The sequence below is a fragment of the Peribacillus alkalitolerans genome (genome assembly GCF_010882125.1).
GTDB classification, from domain to species: domain Bacteria; phylum Bacillota; class Bacilli; order Bacillales; family DSM-1321; genus Bacillus_BN; species Bacillus_BN alkalitolerans.
Genome location: NZ_JAAGVZ010000007.1, coordinates 1 through 23,589, shown reverse-complemented (window position 1 = coordinate 23,589; position 23,589 = coordinate 1). Strand labels below are relative to the sequence as shown.

General features: G+C 37.3%; 23 protein-coding genes. 8 read left to right on the top strand and 15 right to left on the bottom strand.

Translation table 11 applies throughout. The features are described from left to right. From ctaD to cyoE, 3 genes are all read right to left on the bottom strand, one after another. Positions 1 to 1,863, bottom strand: coding sequence for a cytochrome c oxidase subunit I (ctaD, locus tag G3O09_RS10125; protein WP_163101371.1), 1,863 nt, complete (start codon positions 1,861 to 1,863; stop codon positions 1 to 3). A gap of 32 nt (positions 1,864 to 1,895) precedes the next feature. Beyond that, a complete protein-coding gene (coxB, locus tag G3O09_RS10120; protein ID WP_163101370.1) occupies positions 1,896 to 2,978 on the bottom strand; it encodes a cytochrome c oxidase subunit II in 1,083 nt (360 codons plus the stop codon). Positions 2,979 to 3,094: 116 nt separating this feature from the next. Continuing rightward, positions 3,095 to 4,033, bottom strand: coding sequence for a heme o synthase (gene cyoE, locus G3O09_RS10115; RefSeq protein ID WP_275898309.1), 939 nt, complete (start codon positions 4,031 to 4,033; stop codon positions 3,095 to 3,097). 712 nt (positions 4,034 to 4,745) lie between these two features. Between cyoE and G3O09_RS10110 the strand changes: the two genes are divergently transcribed. Further along, positions 4,746 to 5,693, top strand: coding sequence for a COX15/CtaA family protein (locus G3O09_RS10110; RefSeq protein WP_163101369.1), 948 nt, complete (start codon positions 4,746 to 4,748; stop codon positions 5,691 to 5,693). 39 nt (positions 5,694 to 5,732) lie between these two features. On the opposite strand, the gene pyc is transcribed toward G3O09_RS10110, so the two are convergent. The 3 genes from pyc to G3O09_RS10095 form a co-directional block, all read right to left on the bottom strand. Then, the gene (gene pyc, locus G3O09_RS10105) at positions 5,733 to 9,173 is read right to left on the bottom strand and encodes a pyruvate carboxylase (protein ID WP_163101368.1); all 3,441 of its coding nucleotides are present in this window, start codon (positions 9,171 to 9,173) and stop codon (positions 5,733 to 5,735) included. 148 nt (positions 9,174 to 9,321) lie between these two features. Then, positions 9,322 to 10,536 (bottom strand): FtsW/RodA/SpoVE family cell cycle protein, encoded by a 1,215-nt coding sequence (locus G3O09_RS10100; protein ID WP_163101367.1) that lies wholly within the window; start codon positions 10,534 to 10,536, stop codon positions 9,322 to 9,324. A gap of 166 nt (positions 10,537 to 10,702) precedes the next feature. After that, positions 10,703 to 10,984, bottom strand: a complete 282-nt coding sequence (locus G3O09_RS10095; protein WP_163101366.1) for an Fpa/YlaN family protein — start codon at positions 10,982 to 10,984, stop codon at positions 10,703 to 10,705. A 244-nt stretch (positions 10,985 to 11,228) separates the two neighbouring features. Between G3O09_RS10095 and G3O09_RS10090 the strand changes: the two genes are divergently transcribed. Then, on the top strand, positions 11,229 to 11,726 hold the full coding sequence (locus tag G3O09_RS10090) for a peptidyl-prolyl cis-trans isomerase (RefSeq protein WP_163101365.1): 498 nt from the start codon (positions 11,229 to 11,231) through the stop codon (positions 11,724 to 11,726). A gap of 82 nt (positions 11,727 to 11,808) precedes the next feature. Here the strand turns inward: G3O09_RS10090 and G3O09_RS10085 are convergent, their stop codons facing one another. Next, complete coding sequence (locus tag G3O09_RS10085; protein WP_163101364.1) at positions 11,809 to 13,137, bottom strand: PhoH family protein; 1,329 nt, start codon at positions 13,135 to 13,137, stop codon at positions 11,809 to 11,811. A gap of 188 nt (positions 13,138 to 13,325) precedes the next feature. Here G3O09_RS10085 and G3O09_RS10080 point away from each other — a divergent pair, with 188 nt between their 5' ends. Next, positions 13,326 to 13,925, top strand: coding sequence for a YhcN/YlaJ family sporulation lipoprotein (locus tag G3O09_RS10080; protein WP_163101363.1), 600 nt, complete (start codon positions 13,326 to 13,328; stop codon positions 13,923 to 13,925). A 107-nt stretch (positions 13,926 to 14,032) separates the two neighbouring features. Here G3O09_RS10080 and G3O09_RS10075 read toward each other — a convergent pair whose 3' ends face one another. After that, positions 14,033 to 14,488 carry a pyridoxamine 5'-phosphate oxidase family protein gene (locus G3O09_RS10075; RefSeq protein ID WP_163101362.1) on the bottom strand — a complete coding sequence of 152 codons (456 nt, stop codon included), beginning with the start codon at positions 14,486 to 14,488 and terminating at the stop codon, positions 14,033 to 14,035. Between the two features lie 191 nt (positions 14,489 to 14,679). On the opposite strand from G3O09_RS10075, the gene G3O09_RS10070 reads away from it, so the two are divergent. Both G3O09_RS10070 and G3O09_RS10065 read left to right on the top strand, forming a co-directional pair. Further along, positions 14,680 to 14,880: a YlaI family protein gene (locus tag G3O09_RS10070; protein WP_163101361.1), complete on the top strand. Its 201-nt coding sequence runs from the start codon at positions 14,680 to 14,682 to the stop codon at positions 14,878 to 14,880. Then, positions 14,874 to 15,359 carry a hypothetical protein gene (locus G3O09_RS10065; protein ID WP_163101360.1) on the top strand — a complete coding sequence of 162 codons (486 nt, stop codon included), beginning with the start codon at positions 14,874 to 14,876 and terminating at the stop codon, positions 15,357 to 15,359. Before G3O09_RS10070 ends, G3O09_RS10065 begins: the two co-directional genes overlap by 7 nt. 37 nt (positions 15,360 to 15,396) lie before the next feature. On the opposite strand, the gene G3O09_RS10060 is transcribed toward G3O09_RS10065, so the two are convergent. From G3O09_RS10060 to typA, 3 genes are read right to left on the bottom strand one after another with little or no spacing between them, the layout of a single operon-like run. Then, positions 15,397 to 15,681, bottom strand: coding sequence for a hypothetical protein (locus G3O09_RS10060; protein WP_163101359.1), 285 nt, complete (start codon positions 15,679 to 15,681; stop codon positions 15,397 to 15,399). Continuing rightward, entirely contained in the window at positions 15,678 to 16,001 is a 324-nt protein-coding gene (locus G3O09_RS10055) for a YlaH-like family protein (RefSeq protein WP_240338400.1), read from the bottom strand. The genes G3O09_RS10060 and G3O09_RS10055 overlap by 4 nt, the downstream gene beginning before the upstream one ends. Before the next feature lie 24 nt (positions 16,002 to 16,025). Then, positions 16,026 to 17,867: a translational GTPase TypA gene (typA, locus tag G3O09_RS10050; protein WP_163101358.1), complete on the bottom strand. Its 1,842-nt coding sequence runs from the start codon at positions 17,865 to 17,867 to the stop codon at positions 16,026 to 16,028. A 112-nt stretch (positions 17,868 to 17,979) separates the two neighbouring features. On the opposite strand from typA, the gene G3O09_RS10045 reads away from it, so the two are divergent. Next, entirely contained in the window at positions 17,980 to 18,162 is a 183-nt protein-coding gene (locus G3O09_RS10045; protein ID WP_163101357.1) for a DUF5325 family protein, read from the top strand. A 20-nt stretch (positions 18,163 to 18,182) separates the two neighbouring features. On the opposite strand, the gene G3O09_RS10040 is transcribed toward G3O09_RS10045, so the two are convergent. Together G3O09_RS10040 and G3O09_RS10035 are read right to left on the bottom strand one after the other, a co-directional pair. After that, positions 18,183 to 19,001 carry an inositol monophosphatase family protein gene (locus tag G3O09_RS10040; protein ID WP_163101356.1) on the bottom strand — a complete coding sequence of 273 codons (819 nt, stop codon included), beginning with the start codon at positions 18,999 to 19,001 and terminating at the stop codon, positions 18,183 to 18,185. Between the two features lie 297 nt (positions 19,002 to 19,298). Further along, positions 19,299 to 19,496, bottom strand: a complete 198-nt coding sequence (locus G3O09_RS10035) for a hypothetical protein (RefSeq protein ID WP_163101355.1) — start codon at positions 19,494 to 19,496, stop codon at positions 19,299 to 19,301. A 220-nt stretch (positions 19,497 to 19,716) separates the two neighbouring features. Between G3O09_RS10035 and G3O09_RS10030 the strand changes: the two genes are divergently transcribed. Then, positions 19,717 to 20,337, top strand: coding sequence for a YktB family protein (locus G3O09_RS10030; protein ID WP_163101354.1), 621 nt, complete (start codon positions 19,717 to 19,719; stop codon positions 20,335 to 20,337). 77 nt (positions 20,338 to 20,414) lie between these two features. On the opposite strand, the gene G3O09_RS10025 is transcribed toward G3O09_RS10030, so the two are convergent. Both G3O09_RS10025 and G3O09_RS10020 read right to left on the bottom strand, forming a co-directional pair. Further along, positions 20,415 to 20,684: a UPF0223 family protein gene (locus G3O09_RS10025; RefSeq protein WP_163101353.1), complete on the bottom strand. Its 270-nt coding sequence runs from the start codon at positions 20,682 to 20,684 to the stop codon at positions 20,415 to 20,417. A gap of 45 nt (positions 20,685 to 20,729) precedes the next feature. Next, on the bottom strand, positions 20,730 to 21,704 hold the full coding sequence (locus tag G3O09_RS10020; RefSeq protein WP_163101553.1) for an NAD(P)H-dependent flavin oxidoreductase: 975 nt from the start codon (positions 21,702 to 21,704) through the stop codon (positions 20,730 to 20,732). Positions 21,705 to 21,934: 230 nt separating this feature from the next. Here G3O09_RS10020 and G3O09_RS10015 point away from each other — a divergent pair, with 230 nt between their 5' ends. After that, the gene (locus G3O09_RS10015; protein ID WP_163101352.1) at positions 21,935 to 23,410 is read left to right on the top strand and encodes an aminotransferase class I/II-fold pyridoxal phosphate-dependent enzyme; all 1,476 of its coding nucleotides are present in this window, start codon (positions 21,935 to 21,937) and stop codon (positions 23,408 to 23,410) included. Positions 23,411 to 23,589 lie beyond the last annotated feature (179 nt).

Sequence of the window (23,589 nt, the reverse complement as noted above, 5' to 3'; positions counted from 1 at the left end):
TTATTTCCCTCCCTTGTCTTCATTGATAAGATCTTCTTTATGAATATGGAAACCATGATCGTCCTTAATAGAACGAACAAACATAGATCCTAGTGTAATACACAATCCAATAATTATTACTGTTACTCCCCAAGATTTTTCTGCATGGTACATTGCGCCAAATGCTGCAACGAATAAACCAAGAGAAGTTGTGAAAGGAATGAAAGAATTATTTGGCATATGGATATCACCTAATGGCTCAGCAGGAGTCATTTCAGTTTTCCCTTCCATTTTTTCTAACCAGTAAGCATCTAAACCACGTACAAGAGGTAGTTGCTTGAAGTTATAGAATGGAGGTGGTGAAGGAATCGCCCACTCAAGAGTACGTCCATCGCCCCAAGGATCATTGCCAACTTTCTTGTTTTGTACAGAAGTGATAATGATATTAATTAACAATATAATAGTTGAAACCGCCATGAAGAAGGCACCAACTGTACTTACTAAGTTTCCTGTCTCAAAACCTTGACCTGGTAGGAAAGTGAATACACGACGTGGCATACCCATTAATCCTAAGAAGTGTTGGATGAAGAATGTTAAGTGGAAACCAATTAAGAACAACCAGAACGTAATTTTTCCAAGTGTTTCATTTAACATCGTACCGAACATTTTTGGCCAATAGAATGTTGTACCAGCCAATAGACCAAATACTACCCCACCAACGATTACGTAGTGGAAGTGAGCTACTACGAAGTAAGTATCATGGAATTGATAGTCAGCTGCAGCAGAAGCTAGCATGATCCCAGTTACTCCACCGGCAGTGAATGACGGGAGGAAAGCAACTGCATAAAGCATTGGTGTAGTGAATCGGATGCTACCGCCCCACATTGTAAACATCCAGTTAAAGATTTTGATACCTGTTGGTACCGCAATAGCCATAGTGGCAACAGCGAATATCGCATTTGCGATTGGGCCTAATCCAGTTGTGAACATATGGTGAGCCCATACCATGAATCCTAAGAAACCGATTAGAACTGTAGCGAATACCATTGAAGAATATCCGAAAAGACGTTTTCTTGAGAATGTAGCAAAAATCTCTGAGAAAATACCGAATGCTGGCAATATAAGAATGTATACTTCAGGGTGACCGAAAATCCAGAATAAATGCTCCCAGATAATTGTATTACCACCTGTCGCTACGTCAAAGAAGTTAGCTCCAAACATACGGTCAAAAATCATTAAGAATAACCCAACAGTTAATGGTGGGAAAGCAAATAAAATCAAAGCAGATACAACAAACGTAGACCATGTGAATAGTGGCATACGCATATATGTCATACCAGGAGCACGCATCGTTACTATCGTAACCAGGAAGTTGATACCCCCAATTAACGTACCTGCACCGGATATCTGTAGTCCTAGTGCATAGAAATCAATCCCGTGTCCTTTAGACTCCATGGATAGTGATGCATAGGAAGTCCAACCTGCATCTGGTGCGCCACCTAGGAACCAAGAAAGATTCAGGAACACACCACCAAAGAAGAATAACCAAAAACCAAGTGAGTTCAAATATGGGAATGCAACGTCACGAGCTCCGATTTGAAGAGGCATTACTGCATTCATCATCGCGAACACTAACGGCATCGCCGCAAGGAATATCATGGTTGTACCATGCATCGTTAAAATTTCATTATATAGACCGGCACTTACAAAATCATTGTTCGGAACAGCAAGCTGAATTCGGATGAACATTGCTTCTAATCCACCAACAATGAAGAAAAAGCCACCAGCGATTAGGTATAGTATGGCGATTTTCTTATGGTCTACTGTTGTTAAGTAGTCCCAAATCGTTGCGCCAAAACCTTTTTTCTGAGCGTACGTACTCACGCTGTAACCTCCCTTTGTTTCAAGAGTTTCCCCTATTTATCTTCTACTTTTAAACCCATTAAGTAAGCAGTTAAAGCATCAAGTTGTTTCTCGTCTAACTCGCCATAAGTACCTGACATAGTATTACCTGGCTTATATTTCTCCGGATCTCTTAACCAATTCTTTAAGTCCTTTTCAGAATGGTCTAATACTCCGGCAATACGCTCACGCTCTCCAAATGTTGCTAAGTTTGGTGCCTGACGTGCTAATTCAGGTCGAGCATCACTAGGAGTTACAGCATGGCAACCGATACAGCTCTTATTGAAGATTTCTTGACCTTCTCTAGCAAGTGCATCGTCCACCACTGGTTCTTTAACCGCTTTCATATCTTTTGTCCACTGTTTGAAATCATCCTGGGACATTGCTTTTACCTTAAAGTCCATTAGAGCATGTGAAGGTCCACAAAGCTCAGCACATTTTCCGTAGAAAAGGTTGCCTACTTCTTCAGACTTTTGACTATCGAATTCTAACCAGAATTTATTAACGCCATCTGTATTAGTATCCATTTTTCCACCTACTGCAGGAATCCAGAAGGAGTGTTTAACATCTGATGCTGTTAAGTTGAAATACACTTTTTTATCAGTAGGAACTACCAATTCTTGGCTAGTGATTACGCCTAAGTCTGGATATTCAAATTCCCACCAATAAAGATTAGCTCTTACATTAATCACTAATGCATCCTTTGTTTTGCCATCTTTATCTTTCTTCTCCATTGGTGATACATCAGCTAACTTAAATGTGTATGCAACCACTGGAACAGCAAGGACAATTAACAAAAGAATAGGAATGACTGTCCAAATGATTTCAAGCTTATGGCTTCCTTCAACTTGCTTAGGAATTGTCTTGTCATTTCCTTTGCGACGGAAGCGGAACAATACATAAATAAAGATGACAGCAACAGCAATGATAACAAACACCATGATAATCGTGCTTAGAATCATTAAATCATACTGATTTTGTGCTACTTCACCAGCTGGCGTTAAGGTAGAAATAAATGGCTCCCCGCAGCCGGCTAGTACTAGCGTCAACATAGCAAATAATGATACTAGACGCCAATTTTGCAGCCGTTTTTTCATAACGATTGAAACCCCTCTTTCGTAAAAATTTCTCACAAAACTGAATTTTGTTTACCAGTTGTGAGAATTCTCTCTATTAATAATTTCTTACAGAAAAATAAGAAAGAATTCCTAAGTTAAACTAATGTTACGATTACCATAGCGACAAATAGGATTGTCAGATAATTCAAAGAATAAACGAACATTAATATTGCCCATTTTATATCATCCTTCAATCTATACCCATATATCCCTAATACTAGCCATCCGACATTCAAAATAATTGCAAGGATTACCAATGGCATTCCCAATGATGTTAGGAAGATTGGAGTTGGCATCAAAAACAAGATCCAAAGCATGATGGATTTCTTTGTTCGTGCAAAGCCTTTCACGACAGGTAACATCGGAACACCAGCTGCACGATATTCTTCACAACGTTTCATGGCAAGAGAATAAAAGTGCGGTGGTTGCCAAAGGAACATGATCAAAAAAAGAATCCAGGCTAAAGTGCTAAGGTTCGCGTCCACTGCAGCCCATCCAATTAATGGTGGCACTGCTCCAGAAAAACTACCTACGATCGTATTTGCAACGTATTTCCTTTTTGTCATCAACGTATAGAAAACGACATAGGATACGACTCCAAACAATCCTATTAAAGCAGCAGTCCATGTAGTGAATGCTAGAAATATGAGTCCTGCAATGACAAGTAAAAATCCCAGCGCAAGTACTTTTGCCGGGTCAACCTTACCAGTGACAGTTGGTCTCGTTTTAGTTCTTTCCATCAAATGATCAATATCTCTATCAATGTAATTATTTAAACTGCAAGAACCAGCAATAATTAATGCTGAGCCTGCTAAAGTGAAAAACACTGTATCAAGATTCGTCAAGAATGGTTCATTCATGAAAAATAATGCTAACCACAACCCTGTAAAAGTCGTGATCATATTAGAGTTCACAATCCCTATTTTAATTAGGGCCATGAAATCTTTCCACGCAGTTGTATTTGGTATATCAGCTTGAAGGCTTGGTTCATTACTCTTCAGAGAAGAGTGTGCCAAAGCCTTTGGATTCGACATATACTTTCCCCCTCTAACAGATTCCACTACTTATAAAAAAGTACCCATTTCTTAACTATAAAACATTATTGAATACTTTTCTATATTTGAATTCAAGGAAGCAAAAACTAATAAATGACAATAATCAGTTAATAGTAAGATTAACTTATTCATTTAAAGATATTAGCCTAATATAATTTCATTTACATTTCTTCATGTTGTCTATTAAATCATATTTATTAGGTTTTTTGTGAAATATTTTTGGAAATTTTATGTCCAATTTGTGACTCATAACGAGCTTAATATATCCAATTTCTCACTTATAAGTTGTGATTTCACAATAAAAAATATAGTGTATGTAAATGAACGATTAATGGGCAAAGCTTGTTGAATTCATTAATCTCTTGCTATTCCTGGGAAATTATATGATGACTCCATACTATTTCTAACAAATTATCGGCTAAGTTTCAACAGTTTTCCCTATTATAATACAATAAATTTTTCCTCACTAAAATCCTTGTAAAAATGTATCGGTTTGTGTAACATCGATAAGGTGTGCGCGGTATCTGACACACATACTAACCCTATTTGTGTAACTCTCAATCGATTGATTGACCGATCTGTTTTTTATTATGATACTTCTTGAACAAAATTATAGTAATTTAGTACTTCTATTATTTTAAGATTGTTTTCATGTTCGTTCTACTTTATTCATTAAGAAGGTGAAAAACGCATGTCCAAACCTTTAAAATGGTTTGCCGTATTAACTACAATAGGCATGCTTCTCATACTCCTAGGAGGAGCACTTGTTACAAAAACAGAGTCTGGAGCAGGGTGTGGAGACTCTTGGCCTTTATGTCATGGTCAGCTAGTACCCAGTGATATTACGATTGAATTAGTAATCGAACTTGCCCACAGGTTGGTATCAGGCACAGTCGGTTTTATGGTTTTAATTTTATCTATTTGGTCTTGGAAACGAATTGGCCATATTAGAGAAACAAAATTCCTTTCGTTTTTATCATTCTTTTTCTTGCTTTTGCAGGCATTAATTGGAGCGGCAGCTGTAAAATGGGGCCAATCTGATTTTGTACTTGCCTTGCACTTCGGTATATCTTTAATTTCATTCGCTTCAGTTTTCTTGCTTACACTACTAATATTTGAGGTCGATAAAAAGTTCAAAGCAGAAAAAGTTGTCATCGATAAAAAAATGAGCTTCCATATCGTCGGACTATTACTTTACACTTATGCAGTTGTGTATACGGGTGCATTAGTAAGACATACAAATTCTAGTTTGGTATGTAAAGACTGGCCAATGTGTGTGAATGGAGAATTCGCACTACCAGCTAATCTGTATGAATGGGTTCAAATGGGTCATCGTTTTGTTGCTGGTTTGGTTTTCGTTTGGGTAGCATATATTGTTTTCGGTTTGCTGAAGCATTATAAACATCAAAAGGTCGTGTATTGGGGTTGGATCATTTCTTTTATTCTAGTAAGCCTACAAGTTATCGCTGGAGGTTTAATCATCGTCAGTCGCTTAAACTTGTATATCGCTCTTTCCCATGCACTATTCATTTCCCTTTTCTTCGGTGTTTTAAGTTATTTACTGTTACTAACTACTCGAAGCAGTAAAAATGCGGCCATACAAGAAAAAGAGTCAAATGACAAAAACATAACCATATAAAAAAGGATAGAGTGGGTTGAATTCCACTCTATCCTTTTTTTATCCTTTGACTATTTCTAATAGTAAATCTCCGGTATTAATCCCCTCTCCGTTGGATACATGAACCGATTTTATGATTCCTGTAAACGGTGCTTGAACGGTTGTTTCCATTTTCATTGCCTCAGTAATTAAGAGATGGTCACCTTTTTTCACTTTTTCCCCTTTTTCAACCAATACTTTAATTACGGTACCAGGCATTGTCGCTCCGATGTGACTCTCGTCTTTATGATCTGCCTTTACTTTTGAAGCAATGCTTGATTTAATGCTCTCATCTTTTATTATTACTTCACGTTGTTGTCCATTTAATTCAAAATAGAGAACCCTAGTCCCATCAGGCTGAGACTGCCCAATCGAAACTAACTTAACAATTAAAGTCTTACCAGTTTCAATCTCAACTTCAATTTCCTCTCCTAATCTCATCCCAAACACAAACGTAGGGGTATCAAGAGTAGACATGTCCTCAAATTGATCTAAAGTCTTTATATAATCTAAAAATACCTTTGGATAAAGAGCATAAGCCATTGCATCAAAATCAGTAATTTCTCTGCCGATTTCTCTGAAAAGTTCTTCTTTAAGACTTTCAAAATCCACATCCTCAAGTAGTTCACCTGGCCGAACAGTGATTGGTTCTTTTTCCTTAAGAATCACTTTTTGTAGTTCTTTCGGGAAGCCGCCTGTCGGTTGGCCTAAATAACCTTCGAAAAGCTCAACCACTGAATCAGGGAAATCGATGTATTCCCCCTTTTCCAGCACACTTTGTTCATCAAGGTTATTCTGTACCATGAATAGAGCCATATCTCCCACAACTTTTGAAGATGGAGTTACTTTGACAATATCTCCGAACATAAGATTCACTCTTCGGTACATATCTTTGACTTCTTCCCAACGCTCCCCTAACCCAACACCTTTTGCTTGTTGTTGGAGATTAGAGTACTGGCCTCCTGGCATTTCATGCTCGTAAACCTCTGTATGAGGTGCGACCATACCACTTTCGAAGTCGGAATAATATTTTCTTACGTCTTCCCAGTAGTACGACAGTTGTTCGAGAGATTTAATATCTATATTTGGTTTTCGTTCTGAACCTTCTAACGCGTAATATAGCGTGTTTGCACTTGGTTGAGAAGTCAATCCCGCCATCGTGCTTAAAGAAGTATCTACTATATCGACTCCAGCATCTATCGCTTTTGAATAAGTCAAAATTCCGTTTCCACTCGTATCGTGAGTGTGCAAGTGGATTGGTAATGATACTGTATCCTTCAACTCAGAAATCAGTCTATAGGCAGCTGCAGGCTTTAATAGTCCAGCCATATCCTTGATTGCAAGGATATGCGCTCCTTGTGCCTCTAATTCTTTTGCAAGATTCTTATAATAGGCAAGGTTATATTTAGTTCTCGTTGGATCATTGATATCTCCGGTATAACAAATGGCGGCTTCAGCTACTTTCCCATTATCCCTAACCGCTTCAATCGCAGTTTCCATCCCTTTTATCCAGTTCAAGCTATCAAAAATCCTGAATACATCAATCCCCGCATGTGCGGATAGTTTTACAAACTCACGAATCACATTATCTGGATAATTTTTATAACCGACTGCATTAGATCCTCTAAACAGCATTTGGAACAAGACGTTAGGCATTTTTTCTCTTAAGGATAATAAACGATCCCAAGGATCTTCCTTTAAGAAACGGTAAGCAACATCAAACGTCGCTCCACCCCACATTTCTGATGAAAATAGATTTGGTAACAGTTTAGCAGTAGGTTCAGCAATATGTAATAAATCATTTGTTCTTACCCTAGTGGCTAGGAGTGATTGGTGCGCGTCCCTGAATGTCGTATCTGTCAACAATACTTCTTTCTGTTCCTTTATCCATCGGACTAATCCATCCACACCATCACGATCTAAAATCTGCTTAGTGCCCTCCTGAAATTCCCCATCATGAACTGTTGGAATCCTTGGTTTTTCAAACACAGGCTTCTTACGTTTTTCCACTCCCGGGAATCCATTTACAGTAACATTTCCAATATAGGAAAGCATTTTTGTTCCACGGTCTTTTCTAATAGGAAATATAAATAATTCAGGGGTAGTATCAATAAAGGAAGTATCGTACTCTCCATTTCTAAACTTCTCATGAAGAATGACATTTTCTAAGAAAGCGATATTTGTCTTGATGCCTCTTATCCTGAATTCCTTTAAATTCCGGACCATCTTTCTTGCTGCTTGATCAAAAGTTAGAGCCCATGTAGAGAGTTTCACTAACAATGAATCATAATACGGTGTAATGATAGCTCCTTGATAACCATTCCCTGCATCAAGACGAACTCCAAATCCACCTCCAGAACGATAAGCCATTATTTTTCCGGTATCAGGCATGAAATTATTCAGTGGATCTTCAGTCGTTACACGAGATTGAATGGCAAAACCATGAGTTTTAATTTCCTCTTGTTTTGGAATCCCTACTTCATTACTATGTAATCCAAACCCTTCTGCAATTAAAATTTGTGATTGTACAATATCAATCCCAGTAATCATTTCTGTAATCGTATGCTCTACTTGTACTCGAGGGTTTACTTCAATAAAGTAGAATTCTTCACCTGAGACAAGGAATTCAACGGTTCCGGCATTTAAGTAATCAACATTCTTCATTAATTTAACTGCAGCATCACAGATCCGACTTCTCAAATCTTCAGAAAGAGAGACAGATGGTGCGATCTCCACCACTTTTTGATGCCTTCTTTGGACTGAACAATCACGTTCGAACAAATGAACAATGTTACCATGATTGTCCCCTAAAATTTGCACTTCAATATGTTTAGGCTTCTGGATGAATTTTTCTACATAAACTTCATCGTTACCAAATGCCGCTTTAGCTTCCGATTTAGCACGCTCGTAGGCTTCCTTCACTTCTTCTAGATTCCCTACAATTCTCATGCCTCGTCCGCCACCACCAAGTGAGGCTTTGATGATGATTGGGAAACCATGATTTTTCCCAAATTTCACAACGTCTTCTAAACCACTGATAGGACCATCACTTCCTGGAATAACAGGAATATCTGCTAGTTCAGCTTGAATCCTAGCTTTGACCTTGTCTCCAAACATATCTAGATGTTTAGATTGAGGTCCAATAAAAATAATCCCCTCTTCTTCACATCTTCTTGCAAAATGAATGTTTTCTGATAGGAACCCATATCCAGGATGGATTGCATCAACTCCACTGGTTTTCGCGATTTCAATAATCCCTTCAATATCTAAATATGCATCAATTGGCTTCTTGCCTTCACCAACTAAATAGGCCTCGTCAGCCTTAAATCGATGATAGGACCCTGAGTCCTCTTTCGAATAAATCGCAACAGTTCGGATTTCTAGTTCAGTACAAGCTCGAAATACGCGGATTGCAATTTCCCCACGATTTGCTGCAAGAACTTTTCTAATTCGTCTCTCCAACTTCTACACCTCTTTGTAAGTTTATTGTGTGTAATTTATGTAACTCCATTGAATTTTACGATGGAGAAACTAGCGAAAATAATACGAAAATTCAGACACTAAAGGGTAAATTCTGACTGTAAATCCACAATCAGAATCGCATTTGTATTTAAGAAGAAGAGAAGACCTTGAACGGGAATTTCTTCTTTACTTCTACCTGTTTCTCATGATCTTTAAATTTATATTTATTTTCATAATTTGTGAACATGGATACATTCACAAGAATTCCAGCAGCTATTCCTAAGAGTAAAATAGATGAACCACCATAACTAATAAAAGGCAAAGTAACACCTGTAAGAGGAATGGAGCCCGACATACCTCCAAGATTAATACAGGATTGTATCCCAATCATACTAGATATACCAATAGCTAATAGGCTTCCAAACGGGTCCCTACATTTCTTAGCGACAAAATATCCTTTGATGACAATTAAAGCCAAACTCCCAATGACAAAAATGACACCAACTGCACCAAGTTCTTCAGATATGACTGCCATTATGAAATCCGTATGTGGTTCAGGTAAATACCCATATTTTTGTACACTTTCCCCTAAACCGACACCTTTCAAACCACCAGATCCTATAGCAATATATGAATTAACAAGTTGATAGCCCTGCTTTTGTTCATACTTGAATGGATCTAAGAAAGAATATATACGTCCCATTCGATTTTCTGAAAAAATATCATCCTTTAGGAAAAAGATAAAAGGTGATAGCAACACTGCAAAGAATAAACCAATTGCTAAAAGCTTTGACATTGTTTTTAGATTGATTCCTGAACACATAATAATTGTAGCTGCAATTAAAAATATGATAAAAGCAGTTCCGAAATCAGGCTGTGCAGCAATAAGTAAACAGATGATTACTAGGAAAATAATAGGAGGTACTACACCTCTATCAAATTGATTTATGTATTCCTGCTTTTTTGCATATATTGCAGACATATAGATAATGACACCTATTTTGATAAATTCGGCAGGTTGGAAATTTCTTGCCCCTAGATTAAGCCAACTTTTTGCATTTCCTGCTACATGGCCAAAAACAAATAAAGTTAGCAAAATTAAGATTGAACCAACAAAAATCAACATTAATACTTTTTTAAATTGATAGATTTTGTAAGGTAAAATTGCAGCTACTAAAAAGGCGATGAATGCTAACAGTAAATTAATTTTTTGTTTTTGATAGAAAAAATCACTAGGCACATCATGCCTCATAGGTCCATTTACCATACTCGCACTGTATATCATTACTAGACCAAATAAACTTAAAAGGACTATAAATACGATCAATGTATAATCATAGGATTTTAAAATTCTTTTTAGCATAATTTCACATCACATTCAATTAGTATAACTTATTTATAATTAGTATATCACTTTTAGGGTTGAAAGCAATTAATTTACTATACCAAATAACAGTTTATATAATTATGGTTTGGATTGTAAAAAAACTCAAACGAATCCTAAGATTGTTTGAGTTCTCGCAAAGCTTTTATTTTTTCATAGACGCTTCGTGCAGAGCGGATAATTCTCTCTCAAGCTGTTCTAAAAGGGATTTCCCTTCCTCTTCAAATACTAATCCTAATCGTACAGCAAAATCAATTTCCCTGGATAATCCGAACATTTGGGTATCTAGAACCTCTTCATAAAGAGGGCATTGAGGCATAGTAAGATTGTCCATTTGAACTTTAATAAGCTTAAGTATTTTATCAGCATCTGCTTTTAATAAAGCAAAAGCTCGTTCACGATGATTTACGATTATTTCCGACGTCATTTCTATTAAATCCCCCATTTCAGAGCGATTAGCCTATTCTATCTTTTAAATTTTAACCTTAATACTATAAAATTGCAAGATATTAAAGCTATTTATCAATGTAGGAATATGACTTTTGCAATCACGATGAATCAAATTTGTTTGTTATACTTTGATTTTGGGATAAAAACATTTGAAGAATTGCGCTATATATAGCTATACTGAATGGTAGTGGATGGATATAGTTTTTGAAGGAGATTACATAATGGAAAATATTATTTTTATAAAGGGAAATGTGAAATTCCCTATTACCCTAGATCCTGGTGTGTGGATTTTTGATGACAGGAAAAAAGACTTGAACGAATTCTTTAAAGAGGATTCAAGCAATCTTTCTGATGATGAAGTGTATACTAAAGCCATTTCTAAACATTGGGATCGAGAGATTATGGAAGGGGCAGTTTTCCCTCCAACCTTAAAAACAGAAAAAAAATTCGAGAAAGAGCGACTTTTAACTGGCACCTTTGCAATTGAGTTATTGCCATTTTTAAAAAACTCAGAGCCTTCGATCAAGGCAAAATCATTAATCATTGAAACCGAAGACACAAGGATTCCTCTCTCTATGGATGAAGCTGAATCGATTATCTTATTATTCTCCATTAATGGTAAGCCAATTTCTGAAGACGGTCCAGTACATCTTTATTTCAAGCGTGATAACCAAATAGATCAGCCAATTAAAAATATAAGGGCTTTCATTGTAGAATAATACAAGCCAAAAGGGTGACTCATAAGGCATCCCCACCTTCGATTACGTGGAAACTGACTTATTCCTTGAGTCACCCTGTTTTTTAAAGAATATTGGCAGCCAACTGCGCCAAACCAGATCTTTCTCCTTTTACTAATTTGACATGCCCTGCTATGGCTTGGTCCTTGAACTTCTCCACAACATATGTCAAACCATTGTTATATTCGTCTAAGTAAGGATGGTCAATTTGTTCAGGGTCACCCATTAAGACGATTTTACTTCTTTCACCGACACGGGTTAAAATGGTCTTAACCTCATGTTTGGTCAGGTTTTGCGCTTCGTCAATGATAATAAATTGATCTGGGATACTTCTACCTCTTATATACGTAAGTGCTTCCACTTCAATCGAACCCATCCCAGCCAAGATTGCATCTAGCTCCCCAGGTTTTTTGGTATTAAATAGGTACTCTAGATTATCAAAAATTGGTTGCATCCATGGTCTAAGCTTTTCTTCTTTTTCCCCAGGCAAGTACCCAATATCCTTACCAACTGGTACTATGGGTCTTGCTACCAACAATTTCTTATATATTCTTAAATCCTCTGTCTGCATGAGTCCCGCAGCCAATGCCAATAAAGTTTTGCCTGTTCCAGCCTTCCCTGTAAGTGTAACTAACGGCAAATCATTCCGGAGCAATAATTCCATAGCCATGGTTTGTTGGACATTCCTGGATTTAATTCCCCAAATATGCTCAGAATTCAAGACTAACTTTTTCACTTTTTTCCCTGTTGAGTCCACTTTTCCAAGTGCTGAAGCGGAACCTCCTAATGCATCCTTCATAATCAGGAATTGATTAGGATAAAACGGATGATTGGTTATCTCCGACACTTGCAATTCTTGCTTTTCATAAAACTTATCCAATATATCCTTTTGTAAATATAATTCCAAGAAACCACTGTAAATATGATCGATATCCACGACTCGGTCATTCAGGAAATCTTCTGCAAATAATCCTATTGCATCAGCTTTTACCCGAACCAGTGTATCCTTACTTACGAGCACAACTTTTCTTCCATCAGCCTTAGCTCCTTCTTCCAAAGCTAAATTTCTCGCAACTGCTAATATTCGATTGTCATTCGTTTTTTCCACAAATATTTCTTGTAGTTCATGAAAGGAACGATGATTCAATTCAATTCGGAGTACTCCACCGTTATGAAGGGGTATTTTTTCATGTAGCCTTCCTGTTTCACGAAGACTGTCAATCAGCTTTGATACCTGTCTTGCATTCCTACCCACCTCATCCATGTACCTCTTCTTAGAATCGACTTCTTCTAATACAACCGCCGGAATGACCACTTCATCATCACCAAAGGAAAAAATGGAATATGGGTCCTGCAATAAGACATTCGTATCCAAAACATAAATTTTGTCCAATATGACGCCCCCTGCCGAAAAGTTCTTCTTTTGTCCGAATCCAAACGCTAAAGCGTAATAGAGAATCCTAATCATACAATATGTGTAGGACAGGACAGTTGCTAAAATATATGTTCCATTGCATAAAGATAGAAGAACTATTGCAGACTAACTAGAAAAAGCTTTAAAGGATTAGGAGGCCAACGTCCATGAAACACCGATTATTGATCCTACTCACCCTTATGATTTTGGGTGGATGTCAGATGAATAAAGAAAATGCCCAGGAAGAAAAGAATAAAGCTGAAGAGAAGGTAATGAATGTAAAAAATTCAGTCATTGAAAACGTCGATACAAAAACAGGTAAGGAAATCTCAAAACGATTGGTTTCCTTAGCCTCAAGAACACCATATGTAAGAGATGCAACTGCGGTAGTTATTGGGCCATATGCCATTGTAGGTATAGATATAGATAGTGATATCGAGCGTTCACAAGTCGGATCGATAAAATACTCTGTTGCCGAAGCAATTAAGCATGATCCATATGGAGCTAATGCAATCATCATTGCTGACCCCGACACAAAAGCAAGAGTAGATGAAGTTCAAAAAGATATTGAAAATGGAAGGCCCATTCAAGGTATCATGAATGAGCTAGCCGATATAGCAGGACGATTAATGCCTGAAATCCCAGGGGACCTAGTTGAACCAGTTCCTTATAAAGCGACCGAAGAACCTAAAAAAGCGCTGAATAAGAACGAAAAACGTATTTTGGATAAAGAACAGCAAGATCAATCTAATAATTATAAGGATTAATCTGTTTATTCTCTGTTATCGTGAGAGATAATTCCCGTGACTTGTTGACCCGTACAAAAAGAGGATAATCCCCATTTAAGTAAAGTGGGGTTCATCCTCTTTTTCATTTAGGCTTTTCTCATTGCTTCCATTACTTGGTTATCTAATTTAGCTGCAGCATTTTTGTCATATGTTTTGTCATACTGAGGCTCAGTGACAATTTTAGAGCCATAGAACATTACATCTCGAACTTCTTTTACATTTAATTCAATTAATGCCAGCTTCAATGGAACCCCATCAAGTTTTTCCTGTTTGATAGTTGCTTTTCCGCTGATAGAGTATGTAGATTCATTAGCAATCAACGTAATGACTGCCACAGCGTTTGCTTTGATATTTTCAACAATTCTTGAACGATTATCAATAGAAAAATAAATGGTTTGTTCATTTTTTGCAAGTGTCCATGAAATAGCATTCACATTAGGTCCACCTGTTTCATAATCAATGGTGGCCAGAGTAACATAATGCTCTTTTTGTAATGCATCAAATAAGGGCTGTATTAATTTAGGTTCAACGATATTAGCCATCGTATTCCTCCTTAGGAAATAATTGCTTTGTTTAAGTATAAGCGAAAAATAATGCTGTATTCAAGAATGCACACCTACTTCTTTACATTCCTCGAATCTCATTCATTATTAATACAGTTAATCTTTGTGCAACAATACCTATTGTTCGATTTCTGTTATAATATAGTCAATATCAAGTTTCGAGGTGCCATATGAGAGTTAAATGTGTTATTTGCGACAAGATTGAAAATATAGATTCCAATGGTCTACAAGCAAAAAGGCTACGAAATAGGCCGATCCATACATATATGTGTAATCCGTGCCATGAAAGGATAGAAGAAAACACAAATAAACGTCTTCAAACTGGGAATTTTAGATTTAATCGTCCAATCAGTAAGGAAGAAGATTGGTAAACCGAGTGATTAGGGGTGTAATCGCCGGTATAGTTGCCGGTTTAGTTTTAGGCATCATGTTGAAAGGTATGGAAAAGGCTACAGGTATTCCTGTTTACACCCTTTTATTAAATGTGGATTTTATCCCTTATTTTCGAACACAACCATTATCAGAAGCAAGAGAATTCCTATTACATATGCTTGTGTCAATCTTAATGGGCATGGTGTACTTTTATATTGTCACTACTAAAAAGATTACTTCTTTTAAATCGGCTTTTCATTTTGCATTTTTTTTGACTTTACCTGGTATATTATTGTATTTTCCCTTATGCATTTTAGCAGTTAATCGTGTTGTTCCAGAGCCCTATGATTTGTCTGCAATCGGATTATGGGTATTTTCACATTTAGGTTACTGTTTGACGTTAATGCTCTTTATTAGAAAAGATACATTGTATTCTACTGAAAACAAAGCCAAACCGGGAAATGTTAAATATTCATAAAAAAAATCAGCCCTCAAAAAATTAAGGGCTGATTTTTTTAGTTATAGTTCTTATATTTTTCTGGGTCCAATTGAATTTGATTAAGCATTACATCAATCAATTCGATAGGAAACCTGACAGTTTTATCTTCACTTTCTTGGGAAAAGTCGATAAAGTACATAACTTCATCTTTTCTTATCCCTTTAACTTCAACACCATGATCCTTTGTAAGGATGTTGTGGAACATGATTTCTGTCTCAATTGCCGCAGTGTCATCTGGACGTGCATCAACAACAACTTTTATCGTTAACCAATTATATAAAGCATCTTGTAGGGATTTCATTTGCCTTCCCCTATACTTTGTTCCTTTTTATGGGAACGTAATCGGAGTTTGTAAATGCCCAGGAAGATAGCAGCGGCTAGTAATCCTTCTGCAATGGGAAGGAATACGGCAAGAAAGGTCAGTAAAGTACAGCCGAAAAATAAGGTAAAATAAATCACTATATTTTTTCCGATTGATAGCTTTTTAGCAAAACCAAGATTGTAAACCAATGCAGAAAGTAATACTACAGTGAAATATAAGTACCACATGCCTCTTTCGGGATTCTCGTGAACCTTGAACAAGGAAGCAAAAAAGGACATGCTTTCCATTACACCATCCATCGTTCTCCCCACCCTTTAAATGGTTTACAATTCAGCGTATTTTTTCTTTTTAGCAAGACGCTCACGTTCGTTTTTATCAAGAATTTTCTTACGAAGGCGGATAGATTCCGGTGTTACTTCGCAATACTCATCATCATTCAAGTATTCAAGCGCTTCTTCTAAAGACATTAAACGAGGTTTTTTCATTGTAGTCGTTTGGTCTTTATTCGCTGAACGCATATTCGTCATTTGTTTGACTTTCGTTACGTTAACCGTTAAGTCGTTCTCACGATTATGCTCCCCAACAATCATACCTTCATAAACTTCAGTTCCTGGCTCGATGAAAATGACACCGCGATCTTCAATACCCATTAGTCCGTATTGAGAAGCTTTACCGTTTTCCATAGAAACTAGGACACCTTGTCTACGACCGCCCACTTGACCAGCTGCCATTGGCTGATAGCTATCAAATGTATGGTTTAAGATACCATAACCTCTTGTAAGTGTAAGGAATTCTGTTGAATAACCGATTAATCCACGAGCAGGAACAAGGAAAATCAAACGAACTTGTCCACTTCCGTTATTGATCATATCGACCATTTCACCTTTGCGGGCACCAATGGATTCCATGATTGCACCAGTATGCTCTTCAGGAACGTCAATTTGAACTCGTTCAACCGGTTCACAACGTACACCATCAAATTCACGAACGATAACTTCAGGTTTCGAAACTTGAAGTTCAAATCCTTCACGACGCATGTTTTCAATCAGGATGGATAAATGAAGTTCTCCACGACCTGATACAATCCATACATCCGGAGAATCGGTTTCTTCTACACGTAAACTTACGTCCGTTTGTAATTGCAAACGTAAACGCTCGTCAATTTTACGAGCTGTAACCCATTTTCCTTCACGGCCAGCAAATGGACTGTTATTTACTAGGAACGTCATTTGAAGAGTCGGCTCATCAATACGAAGTACAGGTAGAGCTTCTTGATGCTCAATAGGTGTTACTGTTTCTCCAACGTTGATGTCTTCCATACCCGAAACAGCAATAAGATCCCCAGCTACTGCTTCTTCGATTTCAACACGCTTTAAGCCGATGAATCCGAAAATCTTTGTTACACGGAAAGACTTAACACTTCCATCAAGTTTCATCAATGCAACCTGTTGACCAACCTGCATTGTTCCTCTGAATACACGACCAATTCCGATACGACCAACGTAATCGTTGTAATCTAGTAATGCTACTTGGAATTGAAGTGGTTCTTCACGGTTATCCACTGGAGCTGGAATATGCTCAACAATCGCCTCAAATAATGGCGCCATTGTTTCTTCCTGATCAGCTGGATCCGGGCTATTAGAAGCTGTTCCGTTGATACCAGAAGCATAAATGACTGGGAATTCAAGTTGTTCTTCAGAAGCATCAAGCTCGATGAACAAGTCGATTACTTCATCCACTACTTCTTCAGGTCTTGCAAAATCACGGTCAATTTTATTAACTACAACGATAGGTGTAATTTTTTGCTCTAATGCTTTTTTTAACACGAAACGTGTTTGAGGCATACAACCTTCATAAGCATCAACAACAAGTAAAACACCATCAACCATTTTCATAATACGCTCTACTTCACCACCAAAATCGGCGTGACCAGGTGTATCCAAAATGTTAACGCGTGTATCTTTATATTGAACAGCAGTGTTTTTAGCGAGAATAGTGATACCACGTTCTCTCTCTAAATCGTTTGAGTCCATGGCTCTTTCAGCTACTTGCTCGTTTGCACGGAAAGTACCTGATTGTTTAAGCAATTGGTCAACCAATGTTGTTTTACCATGGTCAACGTGGGCAATGATCGCAATATTGCGAATGTCTGTACGAAAATTCAAGCATTTTCACTCCTAAAATGTTTTTCCTTGCGATTAACTTACATATTATATCATAATCATTGTAGAAACGAACAATCAATTTATGTACAATGATTAAATGGGGTGATTATTCATGAATGGAAAAGGCATTTTCCTTTTTCTTGCATTTTTGGCTGCAGCTTGTATGATGCTTGCTGGCGTTGCAATTGGAGAAAGAAGTATCCTCGGTTTATTACTATCTTTACTGGGATTAATTGCTGTAATGGGCTTCGGCTTTGCCACAAAAAGTAAATATCGTCGAGAAGGGAAGCTATAATATATAAGCTTCCCTTTTTTTCAAGTATTTATATTTTTATTAGAATCTAATATATGTTCTTGAAGGATTTTTTCATGAAGACCAGGCTTTGAAACAAATACTGAACTTTTACTTAAGAAATCTAACTTATTCCCAAACAGATCGGTAGTTATCCCACCCAATTCCTCAATTAATATGACCCCAGCTGCGAAGTCCCACGGTGCGAGTCTCATGGTAATGTAAGCATCTACCCTTCCAGCTGCTACACTTGCTAATTCAATCGCCGCTGAACCGTACGAACGGGTCCCTCTAACCCTCTTAACAAGGGACTGTAATTTATGAGGTTCCAAATGTCTGTTGGATGCGACCCAGGATGCATTGATTGCAATTATACTTTCCTCTATTGGTACGGGTTCTAATGGGGATAGCTCAACATCGTTTAGAAAAACTCCCCTTCCTTTAATAGCATGATAAAGCTCATTATGAACCACATCATAAATGAGACCGATTTTTCCAATCCCATTCTCGAAAATCCCGATGGAAATAGCAAAATTCCGCTGCTGATGAATGAAATTCAACGTTCCGTCTATTGGATCAATGATCCATACAACCCCATTCATGTCAGCAATATCATGGCCACTTCCCTCTTCCCCTAATATACGGTGATCAGGGAATGTTTCACGAATTTTACTGTAAAAAAACTGTTCCGTCCATTTATCCATATTGGTTACTAAGTCATTTGGATTGGTTTTTATTTCTATCTTTAATTTGTCCTCGAATGAATCCTTTAGTTTTTTTCCAGCGAAGCTGATCCATTCCTTTGCATATCTATCTATCTCTTCCCAATTTGTTCCGGTCACTTTTGTCCCCCCATAAATATCCAATATCTTCGATTATTATCCCTTAAAAGGACTTTTATTATTTAAAGATTATCGAAGAAACCTTATAACGGCAACTATAACGATTTTCGAATTAGAAAACTAAAAATGTTAAATTATACCAAAAAGCAACAGACTTTACGAAAACAGCCTTAATTTAAGTACAATAAAAAGACGGGTTTTTCGTAAGTCAAACGAAATCCCCGTCATATAAATCCTATATAATATAGTATTTTTTCTTGGTTCATTTTAGATTATTATCTCCTTGAACGTTCACTATTATAGGGCTTGTAGCCTTAAAAGTTCCTGACGGATTCTTTCAAGCTTTTGCTTGCAACGAGTTTTCTTTTTCTCATCGTTTTCCGTCATTGCTTCAAATAAGGTTGACAACTCATAATCCATTTCCATCCTCAATACAGCTGTGCGGTGTCTTTCAACTTCCTTTGCTTTCAACGCTTGGTTAATCACTTGTTTCATAAATAGGCACTCCTTCCAAAATATAAATGTTTTTAATTAACTTAATATTCTGACTTTATTTAATATATATTATGGTTTTCTATAACGTTCTGCAACTAATTTGTGTAAAAATCTATGAGGAAGTATTTTACAATGATTTTCAATCATCTTCATGCGTATTCTTTTATAGAAATTTTCCTATGTGGTAATATGTTTACACAGACAACGCAGGAGGTACAAAATGAATTTTCCAGGGTTTTCAGCTACGGATTTCAATGTATTTAAAATTAATGGTTTAGAACCTCGAATGGATGCACTAATCAATCGAATCCGACCAAAATTGGAATGGCTTGGCACTCATTTTTCAGGTGAATTATCCGCCTTGTTAGGCCAAGAGGTTTATCCCCACATCGCTAAGCATGCAAGAAGGACAGTTAATCCCCCTAACGACACCTGGGTAGCCTTTTCGAATAACCGCAGGGGCTATAAAATGGTTCCTCACTTTCAAATTGGCCTTTGGGAAACCCATCTTTTTGTGTGGTACGCTGTCATATACGAAGCCCCAATGAAGCCTGAAATTGGACAAGTCATGAAATCGAATATCGAGATTATTCAAAATAACATTCCTTCTCATTTTGTATGGTCAATTGATCATATGAAACCAGATGCAACGCTACATTCTGAATTAAATGAAGAAGATTTCACTTCCATGTTCGAACGTTTGCAAACGGTGAAAAAATCAGAAATTCTTTGTGGTATACAAATCCCTAGGGAACAAGCAATCGAAATGACTGGTGATCAATTATTAAGTGTGATTCATGATGTATTTGTACAGTTAATACCCCTGTATAAGATGAACTAAACCATTCTCATAGAAGGAATTATCCCAAAAATAAGATAAAAGCCTGTCCTCTAATGTTATTTGGACAGGCTTTTATCTTACAATTTAATTTTCTGACCAGGCTCTGAATCTTTTGCCTTTTGAACTACGTGATACGCGGAATAGCCACTGACTTCTTCAAATTCCCCACAAACCTTTTTCTCTTGAGCCTTACTCGGGACGATTTCTTTAAATCTTCTGTATACATTCATAAGTTGATCTCTATCGATTCCTTTTTCATATGCACTCTCAACCGCTTCAAAAAAAGAAATGACATCAACTATTTCATCGGTCGACCAATCTAAATCTATCGGGTATTGATAATCCATTGTACACTCTCCTGCTGTCTGAATACATTAAAATTATAGCTTGTATTAATTTGACCATTTTTTGCGGATTTCTTCCGCCTGTTTAATAATCCTATCGATTAATTCCTGTGCAGGGGGAGCATCATGTATTAACCCCATTACCTGCCCTGCCCAACCAAACCCTTCATCTTGATTTCCTTCATGGATATATTTCATATTGGCTTTCCCACTTATGTAATCCTTAAGACCTTCATATCCAACATTCTTTTGTTCTAATTCTAATATTCTAGACGACCATCCGTTTGAAATCACACGTGCAGGAGCTCCAATCGAGCGCTTGATCACAACCGTATCACTTTCAGACCCATTGATTAACGCATCTTTATATGATTGGTGGGCATGTACGCATTCTTTCGTAGCAATAAACCTAGTACCCATTTCAATTCCCTCTGCACCTAGGGAAAGAGCGGCCATCAGTCCTCTTCCATCCCCAATTCCACCAGACGCAATAACAGGAATGGAAACAGCTTCAACAACTTGAGGAACCAGGACCATCGTTCCGATATCATCCCTGCCTAAATGTCCCCCACCTTCTTGACCAACGACCATAACTGCATCCGCACCAAGCTCTTCCGCTTTTTGGGCTTGTCGTTTTGCGGCAACAAGCACTAACTTCTTAACTGGAGTTCCTTCAAACATCTTAAAGAAAGGAGCAGGATTTCCACCTGTAACCGATACAATTTCAACATTTTCTTCCAATGCAATCTCAACAAAATGTTCAAATGGTCTTCCATGCTGACCAATGGCGAAATTCACACCGAACGGTCGGTCGGTAAGCTTCCTAACCTTTCGAATTTCTTCCCTCAATTGATCAGGTGATTGTAAGGACATAGCCGTAATTTGGCCAAGTGCACCTGCATTTGATACAGCAGCAGCTAAATCAGAATATGCTAGATGAGCAAGCCCTCCTTGGATAATCGGATATTGGATTCCTAACATTTTTGTTACCTTTGTTTCCCAATTCATGATTTCCACTCCCATCTTAGATATTTGTTCATAAATATAGTGTATAGAATTTTCAGAGAAACAACCAGTATTTAGCAGCATATACCTGCTAATTTCTTAGCAAAATTGGGCAGAAAAAGTTTAGTAGAATCTCTATGCAAAGTTATATATAAGTGTTATAATTCTTTTGTTTTATGACAAAAAATGAGATTTATTGCTTCAAAAAACTAAAATTCGAACTTAACTATAAAGAGGTGTTAGAAAAATTGTCACAACATGAAACACCCCTGTTTACAGGCTTACTAGAACACGCAAAAAGAAATCCCGTACAATTCCATATTCCTGGTCATAAAAAAGGAAGTGGAATGGATCCGGAATTTCGTGAATTTATAGGTGAAAATGCTTTATCTATCGACTTAATTAACATTGCACCACTTGATGACCTTCATCAACCTAAAGGTATGATTAAAAAAGCACAGGATTTAGCCGCAGAGGCATTCGGTGCTGATCATACTTTCTTTACTGTTCAAGGTACAAGTGGAGCGATCATGACAATGGTCATGGCTGCTTGTGGACCTGGCGATAAAATTATCGTACCAAGAAATGTTCACAAATCCGTCATGTCTGCCATAGTTTTTTCAGGTGCAGTTCCAGTTTTCATTCACCCTGAAGTAGATAAGAATCTTGGAATCTCTCACGGCATCACGACAGATGCAGTAGAAAAGGCATTAAATCAACATCCTGATGCTAAGGGATTATTAGTCATCAATCCTACCTATTTTGGAATCAGTGCAGATTTAAAAAAGATTGTTGAAATTGCCCACTCATACGATGTTCCTGTATTAGTCGATGAGGCACATGGAGTTCATATTCATTTCCACGATGAGCTACCGATGTCCGCTATGCAGGCTGGTGCTGATATGGCTGCAACTAGCGTTCATAAATTAGGGGGATCTTTAACACAAAGTTCCATCTTGAATGTCCGTGACGGCCTTGTATCCTACAAACGTGTCCAGTCCATCCTGAGCATGTTGACAACGACGTCGACCTCTTATATTTTATTAGCTTCATTAGATGTGGCGAGAAAACGTTTGGCTATCGAGGGGAAGGATTTAGCAGAACAAGCCATCCAACTGGCAAACTACATCCGTAAAGAAGTTAATGAAATCGAGGATTTGTATTGTGTTGGTAAAGAGATCCTAGGCAGTAAAGCTACTTTTGATTACGACCCAACGAAACTTATTATTTCTATTAAAGACTTAGGGATTACTGGATTCGACGCTGAAAAATGGCTTCGTGAAAAACATAATATCGAAGTGGAAATGAGTGACTTATACAATATCCTTTGTTTGATTACACCAGGGGATTCTAAAACTGAAGCCGATAAATTAATCGCTGCATTAAAAGATTTATCTGATGAGTTCCATTCGTACAAAGCGGATCATGATTTAGACTTGAAGGTTCTTCTTCCGACCATTCCGCACTTGGCATTATCACCACGTGATGCATTTTATGCAGACACGGAACTAGTACCTTTCCATGAATCAGCTGGACGAATCATAGCTGAATTCATTATGGTCTATCCTCCAGGTATCCCAATTTTCATTCCTGGAGAAATTATCACCCAGGATAATTTAAATTATATTCAAATGAATATGGAGGCTGGCTTACCTGTTCAAGGACCTGAAGACTGTGACTTCAAATACTTGAGAGTAATCAAGGAACACAAAGCCATTCTTTAAGAAAAGCGGAACTAGACGCTGGGCTAATCGGTTAGTCATCAAGAAAAAAATTTATAAATAAAAATCCCGCCAGATTATTCGAGGGCACTGAAAAACTTGCGTTTTTAAAAATGTAAACATGGTGAGATAAAAAAAGGGCAATTTCTCGTTCGATTTAGAACAAGAAATTGCCCTTTTTT

What these genes read in the sequence shown, in the direction of transcription:
- cyoE (WP_275898309.1), bottom strand. Translation starts at nt 4,033, where the DNA reads ATGTCGAATCCAAAGGCTTTGGCACACTCTTCTCTGAAGAGTAATGAA.
- G3O09_RS10020 (WP_163101553.1), bottom strand. Translation starts at nt 21,704, where the DNA reads ATGGGAGTGGAAATCATGAATTGGGAAACAAAGGTAACAAAAATGTTA.
- G3O09_RS10030 (WP_163101354.1), top strand. Translation starts at nt 19,717, where the DNA reads ATGAATTTTCCAGGGTTTTCAGCTACGGATTTCAATGTATTTAAAATT.
- G3O09_RS10035 (WP_163101355.1), bottom strand. Translation starts at nt 19,496, where the DNA reads ATGAAACAAGTGATTAACCAAGCGTTGAAAGCAAAGGAAGTTGAAAGA.
- G3O09_RS10070 (WP_163101361.1), top strand. Translation starts at nt 14,680, where the DNA reads ATGAGAGTTAAATGTGTTATTTGCGACAAGATTGAAAATATAGATTCC.
- G3O09_RS10095 (WP_163101366.1), bottom strand. Translation starts at nt 10,984, where the DNA reads ATGACGTCGGAAATAATCGTAAATCATCGTGAACGAGCTTTTGCTTTA.
- G3O09_RS10110 (WP_163101369.1), top strand. Translation starts at nt 4,746, where the DNA reads ATGTCCAAACCTTTAAAATGGTTTGCCGTATTAACTACAATAGGCATG.
- G3O09_RS10080 (WP_163101363.1), top strand. Translation starts at nt 13,326, where the DNA reads ATGAAACACCGATTATTGATCCTACTCACCCTTATGATTTTGGGTGGA.
- G3O09_RS10075 (WP_163101362.1), bottom strand. Translation starts at nt 14,488, where the DNA reads ATGGCTAATATCGTTGAACCTAAATTAATACAGCCCTTATTTGATGCA.
- G3O09_RS10025 (WP_163101353.1), bottom strand. Translation starts at nt 20,684, where the DNA reads ATGGATTATCAATACCCGATAGATTTAGATTGGTCGACCGATGAAATA.
- G3O09_RS10055 (WP_240338400.1), bottom strand. Translation starts at nt 16,001, where the DNA reads ATGGATGGTGTAATGGAAAGCATGTCCTTTTTTGCTTCCTTGTTCAAG.
- G3O09_RS10090 (WP_163101365.1), top strand. Translation starts at nt 11,229, where the DNA reads ATGGAAAATATTATTTTTATAAAGGGAAATGTGAAATTCCCTATTACC.
- G3O09_RS10060 (WP_163101359.1), bottom strand. Translation starts at nt 15,681, where the DNA reads ATGAAATCCCTACAAGATGCTTTATATAATTGGTTAACGATAAAAGTT.
- G3O09_RS10100 (WP_163101367.1), bottom strand. Translation starts at nt 10,536, where the DNA reads ATGCTAAAAAGAATTTTAAAATCCTATGATTATACATTGATCGTATTT.
- G3O09_RS10045 (WP_163101357.1), top strand. Translation starts at nt 17,980, where the DNA reads ATGAATGGAAAAGGCATTTTCCTTTTTCTTGCATTTTTGGCTGCAGCT.
- coxB (WP_163101370.1), bottom strand. Translation starts at nt 2,978, where the DNA reads ATGAAAAAACGGCTGCAAAATTGGCGTCTAGTATCATTATTTGCTATG.